At 41.8% G+C, this 11063-nt stretch carries 7 protein-coding genes; 3 read left to right on the plus strand and 4 right to left on the minus strand.

What is annotated here, in order from left to right:
- Positions 1-864 precede the first annotated feature (864 nt).
- The 3 genes from hisA to I6E86_RS02755 all read left to right on the plus strand — a co-directional run bounded on the left by hisA (position 865) and on the right by I6E86_RS02755 (position 3690).
- Positions 865-1605 (plus strand): 1-(5-phosphoribosyl)-5-[(5-phosphoribosylamino)methylideneamino]imidazole-4-carboxamide isomerase, encoded by a 741-nt coding sequence (hisA, locus tag I6E86_RS02745; protein ID WP_197174948.1) that lies wholly within the window; start codon positions 865-867, stop codon positions 1603-1605.
- 75 nt (positions 1606-1680) lie between these two features.
- Positions 1681-3309, plus strand: a complete 1629-nt coding sequence (locus I6E86_RS02750; protein WP_197174949.1) for a mechanosensitive ion channel family protein — start codon at positions 1681-1683, stop codon at positions 3307-3309.
- 81 nt (positions 3310-3390) lie between these two features.
- On the plus strand, positions 3391-3690 hold the full coding sequence (locus I6E86_RS02755) for a hypothetical protein (protein WP_197174950.1): 300 nt from the start codon (positions 3391-3393) through the stop codon (positions 3688-3690).
- Positions 3691-3775: 85 nt separating this feature from the next.
- On the opposite strand, the gene rnr is transcribed toward I6E86_RS02755, so the two are convergent.
- From rnr to thrS, 4 genes are all read right to left on the minus strand, one after another.
- On the minus strand, positions 3776-6052 hold the full coding sequence (gene rnr, locus I6E86_RS02760; protein ID WP_197174951.1) for a ribonuclease R: 2277 nt from the start codon (positions 6050-6052) through the stop codon (positions 3776-3778).
- Positions 6053-6191: 139 nt separating this feature from the next.
- Positions 6192-7436, minus strand: coding sequence for a toxic anion resistance protein (locus tag I6E86_RS02765; protein ID WP_197174952.1), 1245 nt, complete (start codon positions 7434-7436; stop codon positions 6192-6194).
- Between the two features lie 290 nt (positions 7437-7726).
- On the minus strand, positions 7727-8230 hold the full coding sequence (infC, locus tag I6E86_RS02770) for a translation initiation factor IF-3 (protein WP_194363269.1): 504 nt from the start codon (positions 8228-8230) through the stop codon (positions 7727-7729).
- A gap of 23 nt (positions 8231-8253) precedes the next feature.
- Entirely contained in the window at positions 8254-10188 is a 1935-nt protein-coding gene (gene thrS, locus I6E86_RS02775; RefSeq protein WP_197174954.1) for a threonine--tRNA ligase, read from the minus strand.
- Positions 10189-11063: the final 875 nt, after the last annotated feature.

The raw sequence follows: 11063 nt of genomic DNA on the forward strand, positions 1-11063 counted from the left end.
ATTCGAATTACCAAAGTGGCGTCTGGCTACCAAGGTGTATGCCAAGACCTTCTAATTAAAATCAATCCCCAAAGCTTGTAGCTCAAGAGAACTCTTTATAAATAAACAGTCTTATCATACGTTTCATTGAAATTTAAAACTTGTAACACCAGTATCATTGACCATAGATGCCTTATGAGTGCTATTGAATACACTCAATGGCTCAAAGCGGTGGTCAACTAACGATCTATAGAGGTAGATGATACACTGGTTAAAAGACAAACTATCTCAGCGGGTTTAAGTCAGAGTTACTCATTACAAACCGCTGTAGATATGGTCATAACTGTTTTAATTTGATTGACCAGTGATAGAGGTTTATGAGGTATTTGGTCGAGTTTAATACGGTAGGATTGAAGGTCAAAGAGCTGATGATTGAAAATCATATTCAGTCCTATCTAGCAATATATTGGCCAATCTTATACAGTCACACTAAGCCATTGCTTGATCCATTCTAATCATCATGTCGTATTAACCAGTCGTGATGACTGAATAAAACCATAATACATCGTTGCTTCACATAACTACTATCACACAGAAACAAATAAAATTTACCTAGGATTATACGCTAAATTGACCTAAAATTGCCAGTCAGTAATAGAATTTAACGAATGTTGGTGGTGCATCTACGCACTAAAACTTATGGTTATGATTGTCTGATTTCTATTATTTTTCATCTACCTATGGGCAGGTTTTTAAGCCATGTATCGCCCAAATCGCTTTATGGTGGCGCTTTTTATTATTGTGTAACGCTTAACGATTGTTTCATTTTCAAAAATGTAATTAACCAAAGTTATTACTATTATTTTGCTTTATAAGGAATGCTATATGTGTGCTGTGCCTGTTATTATCCCGGCGATTGATTTAAAAGATGGTAAATGTGTACGTTTAAAACAAGGCCGTATGGAAGATGATACGGTATTTTCTGATGATCCAGTAGCAGTAGCAGCGCGTTGGGTCGATGAAGGCGCACGTCGACTACATTTGGTCGATTTGAATGGTGCTTTTGATGGCGTGCCAGTACATAGACAAGTGGTCAATGATATTGCCAAGGCTTATCCAAATCTGCCTATTCAATTAGGCGGCGGTGTGCGCAATATGAATACCATTGAGCAATATATTACCGCAGGGCTGACATATATCATCATCGGTACAAAGGCCGTTGAAGATCCTAATTTTGTCGCTGAAGCGTGCCGCGAGTTCGGTGGTCATATCATCGTCGGTATCGATGCCAAAGACGGTATGGTTGCGACCCATGGTTGGGCAAATGTCACAGATACCAAGGCAACTGAGCTCGCCAAGCGTTTTGCTGATGTGGGTGTCTCCTCTATCGTTTATACTGATATTGCCCGTGATGGCATGATGCAAGGCGTCAACGTTGAGCAGACCGTAAACCTAGCGCGTGAAGGCGGTCTACCAGTGATTGCATCGGGCGGCGTGACTGATATGAAAGATATTGAACTGTTAAAGCCTTATGGTGATTGTATCGAAGGCATCATTACCGGCCGTGCTATTTATGAAGGTACGCTAAGCTTAACTGAGGCGCAGATTTATCTAGATCGTAAATAAGCAGTAAAAGCTTATTCATAACAATCAGTCATAAAGATTAGCAATAAAATTTAGTAAAAAAAGCAAAGGATGCTTATGGCCACTTACTTTGACCGTTCAATGATACGCAGTGTTATAACAGCGTTGGGTCAAATGGTATTGCTACTAAGCATCTTTTGTACGTGGCCAGCCTATGCTGCTGGCGAAGAGCTTTCTGATATTACAGCAACATTAGGTATAGAGCGTTCAGAAGCGCCAGAACCTGATACTGCTCCCACTACAGATAGTGAAGCATCAGCACCTGCCGCATCAATACCGACACCTGCACCGCCACCCGTGATTAGTGGCGAAAGCACTAATAATGCCCAAATCGAGACCACACCCACACCGCAAAAAGACAATGACATTCGTCGGCGTATCACTGGTATTTTCTCAGAAATCGAAGGTTTACAAGCTGTCAATATTAGCGTCACCCAAGGAGTAGTCACCTTAACGGGAGAAACAGCTAACGAGAAAAAAGCCCAGCAAGCCATTAATCTAACCAATCGTCTGACCGATGTGGTCACCGTAGAAGACAAAATTAATCGTACGCTAGATGTTCAAGAGAATGTCTCGACGGTCTATCAAGGTCTAAAAGCACAGGTGGCAAATCTAGTAAAGGCATTGCCACTACTGCTAGTCGGTATCATTATATTTGCCTTAGTGACATGGTTTGGTAGTTGGTTATCCAATCGCAAAAAGATGTGGCAACGCCTGACGCCTAACCCTTTCGTCGCTGAACTGCTGTCTCAAACGGTCAAAGTCATCTTTATTATTTTTGGTCTTATTTTAGGACTGAGTCTGATAGGGGCAGAGACGATTTTAAGCACATTGCTTGGCGGTGCTGGTGTCATTGGTATTGCGGTTGGCTTTGCGGTCAAAGATACTATTGAAAATTATATCGCATCCTTAATGCTCAGTATTCGTCAGCCTTTTCGTGCCCGTGATCATATTGTGATTAACGGGCAAGAAGGGATAGTGGTGCGTTTGACCTCACGCGCGACGATATTGATGACATTAGATGGCAACCAGCTACGTATTCCCAATTCTGAAGTTTTTAAGGGTACTATCCTTAATTACACCAAAAACCCTGAGCGCCGTTTCACTTTTGAGTTAGGTGTTGATGCCAACGATGATCCATTGGCTGCTATCAAAGTGGGTCTAGATGCGATACATACGCTAGATTTTGTTTTGGATGAGCCAAAAGCGATTGCGGTCATTACCAATGTAGGCGACTCTAATATTGTTTTGGAGTTTCAAACTTGGGTCGATCAATCTCAGACAGACTTTGCTAAAGCACGCAGTATCGCCATTCGTGAAACCAAACACGCTTTAGAAAATGAGGGCTTTAGTCTGCCTGAACCTATTTATCGCCTACGTTTTAATAATAAACTAGAAAAAGCTTTTGAGACGATGCAGGGTAGTACGAATAAGGTGGCGTCTGATATGACAGTGACAACGAGCACTTCTGAGCCTACAGTTAAAAATCAGAATGATGAGAGTCATATTGATGACCAAGATAAAAAGCAAGCGAAGGCACGAGCTAAAGTGATTTTACAAGGTCGCAGTGCAGATGATGTCCTCGATGCTCGTCCTAATGATAAACTGATGGAAAAAGTCGAGCAAGAGATTGCACAAAGCTCAGATGAGACCGATTTACTGAACAGTAATAGTCCGCAAGAATAGTATTATTAGACATATGTTAAATTAGGCATAAAAAGTGCAACAAAATCTATATTTGAGGTTTTATCAAATACGGAGCTTTTTATGGAAATGAAACATTTAATTATATTTGCAGTAATTGGTATCGTGTCACTGCTTGGGTTTAATATCATCAATGGTAATAGTCGTGAGCAAAACAGAGAAGCGATGGTTAGCAGTACCGTTCCCGAATCATCTACAGAAACGGTTGCCCCTGAGCCAGATACTAGCAGTAGCTCAACAGACATCACCAGCCAGCCACTGGGTCAGCATCCCAAAGCCATGGTAGATAGTGCCACTAACAAAATCGATCAAGCACAGCAAGCTGAACAAGAGCGCATGGATCAAATCAGCAGTACGCAATAATGGGTTACTCAACCTGCAATTAAAAAAAGCAAAAAAAAGGCTAACGATAACGTTAGCCTTTTTTATTTAATAGCTCAGTCAAAACTTAACTTTTTTTACTGACACTTCTACGATTGTTATTTCTTTTCGTAGGGCTCTTTTTTGCCTGCTCTTTCTTAGGTTGGTCTTTTTTCGTTTGGTTCATGGCGCTAGACTGCAATTTAGCCTTCAAATCAAAGTCAATCTGTAGCAAGTCCATATTGACACCAGCGACCTTCACTTTAACCGAATCACCAAGTCCAAATACGGTACCCTTGTCCTTGCCAATAAGCTGTTGTTGCTGCTCATCATAAATAAAGAAGTCATCACCAACGTTCGAGATGTGTACCAAACCGTCAATGTATAGGTCAGTCAAGGTCACAAACAAACCAAAGCTAGTGACCGTAGTGACAACACCTTCGAACTCTTCACCGACATGATCTTTCATGTAGTGGCACTTGAGCCATGACTCTACAAAACGTGACGCTTTTTCAGCACGGCGTTCTGTATCTGACGTCTGCGTACCAGCCCCTTCAAGAGAAAACTCCATGACAGGCTGTGAGCTATTGGTTACTTTTGCTTTAATCGCACGATGCAGCATCAAATCAGGATAACGGCGAATAGGCGACGTAAAGTGGCTATATTCGTCATATGCCAAGCCAAAGTGACCAATATTGTCAGGTGCATAGTTGGCTTGCATCATCGAACGCAGTAACATGCTATGGATACTAATCGCATCTGGTCTGTCTTTAGTCGCTTCAATAATGCGCTGATAATCCGCTTGCGTTGGATTTTCTTCTGGGAAGCTTAGGCCGAAGTTTTTCGCATATTCATGAATACGCATCGACTTTTCACCATCAGGCTTATCATGGTTACGATATAAGACTGGCAATTCATGCTTGAGTGCAAAGTTTGCCGCACAAGTATTGGCAAGTAACATGCATTCTTCGATGAGCTTCTGAGAATCACCACGAGTGCGTGGCAGGATAGCCTCAATGCCACCTTTTTCATTGAACTTGATATACGTTTCAACGGTTTCAAATTCCATCGCATGACGTTCTTCACGTTTTTTAAGCAGTAGCTCATAAAGCTGATGTAACGTGTCGACAGATTTTTTGACGTCTTTATTACCTGTTAATGATTTCGGCAGTCTTTTGTCATTCGGATTCACAAGATAATCGTTTACTTGATTATAGGTTAAGCGTGCTTGCGAATGCATCACTGACGGATAGAACTCGTACCCTGTAACTTTACCGGCGCGCGATATTTTAATATCAGCAACCATACATAGGCGGTCAAGATCAGGATTCAATGAGCATAGACCGTTAGAGAGCACTTCAGGCAGCATCGGAATCACGCGATGCGGGAAATATACTGAGGTACCACGCTCATAGGCATCTTGGTCAAGTGGTGAATTCGGTGTCACGTAATAGCTGACATCCGCAATCGCAACCACGACACGGTAGTTACCACCAGAACGCTTTTCAGCAAATACAGCATCATCAAAGTCACGAGCATCTTCGCCATCGATAGTGACAAGCGGTAGATGACGTATGTCTGTACGACCCTTTATGTCTTTCTCAGTTGGCTCTTGATAGTCATCAGCTTGTTTAAGCGCAGCTTCGCTAAAATCTGATGGAATGTCATAGTTGAGCAGGGTAGTCTCAATAATCAATTCACGGTCATTATCATCAGACAGCACTTCAGTGATTTTACCAGTGGCAAATTCGTGTTGGTTTGGCCAGTCAATGATATCGACTTTAACAGGAGCGCCTTGTTTGATATTTAGCGCCTGAACATTGTCATCAGTGACCGTAATCGGCTGATGATTATTCGGACTGCCAAGCTCGACGCAATAGCCATCCTCATCACGAGCCAACGTACCGATGAAATTATTTTGGCGACGTTCGACGACATCAACGATGCGACCTTCTGTACGGCCACGGTTGTCTGTTGACGTACCGACAGCGGCTACTGTATCGCCATTAAATACCCAGCGCATTTGCTTTTCATGCAAAAACAAGTCTGGCATATCGCTTAAAACAACAAAACCGAAGCCTTTTGGATGTGCAGATACCATACCAGTGACAATATCTTGCTTAGTCACAGTACGGTAGCGATAGGGACGGCCGTCGCGATTCACTTGACCATCACGTGCCATGGCTTTTAGGCGATTGCCCAGAGCATCAAATTGGTCAGGATCATCAATATTGAAGGCTTTTGCCAACTGTTGATGTGTGACTTCCCCATGCTCATTAATCGTACTGAGTATCAGCTCGCGACTAGGGATAGGATTGTCGTATTTTTTTGCCTCACTTGAGGCGTTTGGATCATTCCAACTCATAAATTACCGTATCTATTTTTAACATTATTAATAGGAGCTATCTTAACACGAACGACGTTGCAATATCTTGCGTCAATTGTCTTATGTGCATTCGGTAGCAGGAAGCAGTTCGTTTTTTAGCAACCGCTATAGGGACAAATCAAATATTGATATCAACACCGCTAGATTGATTGGTGATTTTCTTGCTATCTAGCTCTTTTGAGACTTCTAGTACCGTGGTTTGATTTGATTTATCCAAGTATTTTTGTGCTTTATCCACTTCAGTGGTCAAAGTATTGACCGTTTGCTTCATGTTTTCTAGTGCTTCAATTTTATAATTACTAATCATATCCATGGTGTCATAGACATTGTTAAAGGCATTTTGAAGTTTATCAAGTTCAATGCTACTGCTGGTCGCTTGCTCATGAATCTCACTTGACTGGCGCTTTAGCATGGCTGAGGTTGATTCAATCAAGCTACTCGTGGTTTTATTCAATGCAGTAATTTGATCAAGGACCAGTTTTTGGTTGGTCATGGCTTGTGCGACGACGACAGCTGTACGTAATGCCGACACGGTCGTCGTCGTTGCACGATCGACACCCTTGATCAGCTCCAAGTTATTACGGCGAATGGTATCAAGCGCCAAATAACCTTGTATGTTCACTGCTAACTGGGTCAAAAAATCCGTGTTTTTTTGACGAACATAAAACAGCATCTCTTCTTTAATGACACGTGCTTTTTCAGGATCTGTCGCTTCTATTGCGTAGACCTTTTGCTCTAACTGCTCATCGATCTTTTTACCGATATAGATATATTGGCGAATCGATTGCATCAGCTCCCACATATTGACTTTTTCTTGCTCAATCATTGCATTGTCTTTTAGCAATTCGTCTTTACCATTATAAAGACTGGTGACAACGGCATTGATATGCGATTGTGCTGATTCATATTGGCGAAAGTAGTCTTGTACTTTATTGCCAAATGGAATGAGACCAAACAATTTGCGCGAACTGGTCAGCTCTTTTTTACTGGGATCTAAGTCTTCCACAATACCCCGCAGCTCGGTCAAAGACTTTGCAATAGGGGAGTTGTCAAACAAACTGTCATTGAGACTTTTTGCAGGCAAATCGAGCATCCGGTTAGAGACTTGCGCTGATTCACGAATCTCTTTCGTACCCAAGTTATGGATAGACTGTACGTTCTGTCGGAACTCATCACTATGTACAGAGTTGGTAATCACATGATCGACAAAAGCATCGACTTTGGCATCCAGCTCTGGGATTTGGCTTTCATCCAACTTGACCATCTGATCTGCTTCACTTTTTTGAATTTCTTTGACAGGTTCAGGCGCAGTCAAAGAGATACTAGGCGTTCTCGCATTTTCTGGTGGGGTCAATTCTTGCATGAAATTTCCTCTGATGTTTAGGATGCGTATGATATTTGAACGATACGTTGTTTTTTCAACAATTAGAACATGAGTAAATAGATCTTTAGATTACCGTGTAATCTGAAAGTTGAGAAGGCAGGATTTGTAAAATAGCGTCAGCTAAATATATCTGAGTGAGGACGCAGCGTTAAGATAACTATCTACGTGGATAATAAAAAACCATCAATATCCCGCAGTATATTGATGGTCATAGTGATAAATATCTATGTCAGTTGACAGTGCGCGCTCAAAATAACCTTAAAAACTGATTATTTCTTTTTGGTTGGTCCAAGCAGCATACCCATCTGACGACCTTCCATCTTAGGATACTGCTCGACGTTTGAGATGTCAGCGGTGTCTTCGATGATACGATCAAGTTGTTTGCGTCCGATTTCTTGGTGCGCCATTTCACGTCCGCGGAAACGGATGCTGATTTTAACTTTGTCTTGATCTTCCAAAAAGCTCACGATTTTTCTCAGTTTAACCTGATAATCGGCCTCTTCGGTACTCGGACGTAGCTTCATCTCTTTGAGCTGAGTCTGTTTTTGGTTTTTCTTAGCTTCTTTTGCCTTTTGCTTTTGATCATAGAGGAAATGCTTATAATCCATGATCTTACATACTGGCGGCTTAGCTTCAGGAACTAATTCAACCAAATCCAGACTGTCTTCACGTGCCGCTTTCATCGCGGTTGCGATATCGACCACGCCCATTTGTTCGCCATCTTCTTTAACGAGACGGACTTCTTTGGCACTGATATCTTCGTTGATGTTCAAACGGTTCGACTGTTTAATAGGTATTACTCCTCATCTGTTTTTGGGGTCTGTCGGCCTTTTTTACTGACAGCGGTCTGTACTAATGTAATAAATTCAGAAACACTCATCACGCCAAGGTTTTCACCTTCACGCGTTCGGACATTGACGCTGCCCGATTCGACTTCTTTATCCCCTAATACTAGCATATAGGGAATACGTTCTAATGTTTTCTCTCGTATCTTAAATCCAATCTTTTCGTTACGCAAGTCACTATTGGCGCGCAAACCTGCATTTTTAAGCTCACGGACCACATTTTCGCACGCATCCGCTTGTTTATCCGTGATATTCATGACCACAACTTGCTGCGGTGCTAGCCATACTGGCATCCAACCGGCATAGTTTTCGATCAAGATACCGATAAAACGCTCAAAGGAACCCAAAATTGCACGGTGCAACATGATAGGGATTTCGCGATCGTTTTGCTCGTTGACGAACTCTGCATCGAGGCGCTCAGGCATGTTTGGATCTACCTGAATCGTACCGCACTGCCACACGCGTCCTAACGAATCTTTTAGACTGAATTCAATCTTTGGACCATAGAATGCACCTTCACCAGGCAGATAATCCCAGTCTAGCCCTGAACTATCAAGGGCATCTGCTAAAGCTTTTTCTGCGAAGTCCCAAGACTCATCACTACCGACACGCTTTTCAGGGCGGGTAGAGAGTTTCATAATAATATTGTCAAAACCAAAATCTTCATAGACAGCAAGAGTGAGCTTAATAAAGTCAGCCACTTCTTGCTGAATCTGTGCTTGAGTACAGAATATATGGGCATCATCTTGAGTGAAACCACGTACACGCATCAGACCATGTAATGAACCTGATGGCTCGTTACGATGACAAGAACCAAATTCTGCCATACGCAATGGCAGGTCACGGTAAGACTTTAGGCCTTGATTAAAGACTTGTACGTGACAAGGGCAGTTCATAGGTTTTACAGCATAATCACGGTTTTCACTAGAGGTCGTGAACATATTGGTGGCATAGTTGCCCCAGTGACCTGAACGCTCCCACAAGCTACGATCTACGATTTGCGGCGTTTTGATCTCTTCGTAGCCATTATCGTGCTGTACTTTACGCATATATTGCTCAAGTACTTGATAGATTGTCCAACCATTAGCATGCCAGAACACCATACCTGGCGCTTGCTCTTGCATATGAAACAAATTTAGCGCTTTACCAATTTTACGATGGTCACGTTTTTCTGCTTCTTCAATACGCTGAATATAGGCTTTTAGCTGTTTCTTGTCTGCCCAAGCCGTGCCATAGACACGTTGCAACTGCTCGTTTTTTGCATCGCCGCGCCAATAAGCACCTGACATTTTAGTCAGTTTAAATACTTTTAGGAATCGTGTGTTTGGCACGTGTGGGCCGCGGCACATATCGACATATTCTTGATGATGATACAAGCCAAATGCTTCTTCACCTGGCATATCATTAATAAGCTTTAGCTTATAATCTTCGTTACGTGACTCAAATATCTCAATCGCTTCAGCGCGTGGCGTCATTTTTTTGATAACGTCATAATCTTGCTTGATCAGCGCCATCATGCGCTTTTCAATCGCTTCCATATGATCAGGCGTAAACGGCGTCTCACTGAAAATATCGTAATAAAAACCATCATCAATAACAGGACCGATGACCATCTTAACATCAGGGTACAACTGCTTGACGGCATGACCTAATAGATGTGCACATGAGTGACGAATGATATCGACACCGTCATCATCTTTTGGGGTAATGATTTCGACTTTAGCATCAGCGACGATAGGATCATGAGCATCTACGAGATGACCGTTTACGCGTCCAGCAACCGTCGCCTTAGCAAGCCCCGCCCCGATACTTTGCGCCACTTCCATGACTGTTGTATTACCTTCGAAGTCTTTTACGCTGCCATCGGGTAAAGTAATCGCTACCATAATCTATTCACCTATTATTGGGTCCGTTGGCAGTGATGATTGCAACCATCAATCATATAACCGTGAGACCGCATCAAGTACATTTGTTCATTGTGGAAGGTATACATTATTTTATAAGTTGCTTGCTACTATATATTGCATATTACCGAACTAGTGGATTGTTCAAGTGTGTTTGACCAATGCCAATATAATAGGTAACGTCTCGTCATCTAATTGATAATGGACGGTTAGCGAAAAAAAATAATGCAGTAAACCAACTATTATAGCAAAGACCATCTATCAACACTAGATATCAAGGGATAGAGCATTAGTCTCAATAAGACATGAACCATAATATAGACTATGAAAGCCGTTTTGGACATTTCAGTATAGAGTGTTGGCGAAGCTCTGTGAATTACCTCCTATATATAGTGCTTTTTATAGGAATATCAATATTAAATGAATAGGTAGGAATACACCCAAAGTAGGTGGTAGGTAAAAGATACTTCAAAGATAGTAAATGGCACTCCATATGTAAAAAAGACGTCATTCAAAGCATATTCTCAGCAACCCCTTTAGCCTATTGAGAGTAATTAAAACCTAACCTATTGAAAAGAGTCAACTATTAGAAATGCGATCAAACTAATTAATAAATCTTTGATAAAGGTGTTGACTCAGACTTTAAACCGTCTATAATACGCCCTCATCAAGACGGACTGGCAGTAACTGATGTGTGATTACACATTAATAACTCAGTTAACCTGATGAAACAATTTATAAAAAAGCTTGACAAATCAAATCATTATGATAAGATAGTCGGCTCGCTAGATAGCTTAACCCGTAAGGGATTGAGGCTAAACAGCAAGAGAATTACCCTATATATCAGTTACTGGACG

Origin of the sequence: Psychrobacter sp. SWN149 (assembly GCF_015864565.1) — a bacterium.
GTDB lineage: Bacteria > Pseudomonadota > Gammaproteobacteria > Pseudomonadales > Moraxellaceae > Psychrobacter.

Coding starts and splice junctions, on each gene's coding strand:
- I6E86_RS02750 (WP_197174949.1), top strand. CDS start 1,681: ATGGCCACTTACTTTGACCGTTCAATGATACGCAGTGTTATAACAGCG.
- thrS (WP_197174954.1), bottom strand. CDS start 10,188: ATGGTAGCGATTACTTTACCCGATGGCAGCGTAAAAGACTTCGAAGGT.
- I6E86_RS02755 (WP_197174950.1), top strand. CDS start 3,391: ATGGAAATGAAACATTTAATTATATTTGCAGTAATTGGTATCGTGTCA.
- rnr (WP_197174951.1), bottom strand. CDS start 6,052: ATGAGTTGGAATGATCCAAACGCCTCAAGTGAGGCAAAAAAATACGAC.
- hisA (WP_197174948.1), top strand. CDS start 865: ATGTGTGCTGTGCCTGTTATTATCCCGGCGATTGATTTAAAAGATGGT.
- I6E86_RS02765 (WP_197174952.1), bottom strand. CDS start 7,436: ATGCAAGAATTGACCCCACCAGAAAATGCGAGAACGCCTAGTATCTCT.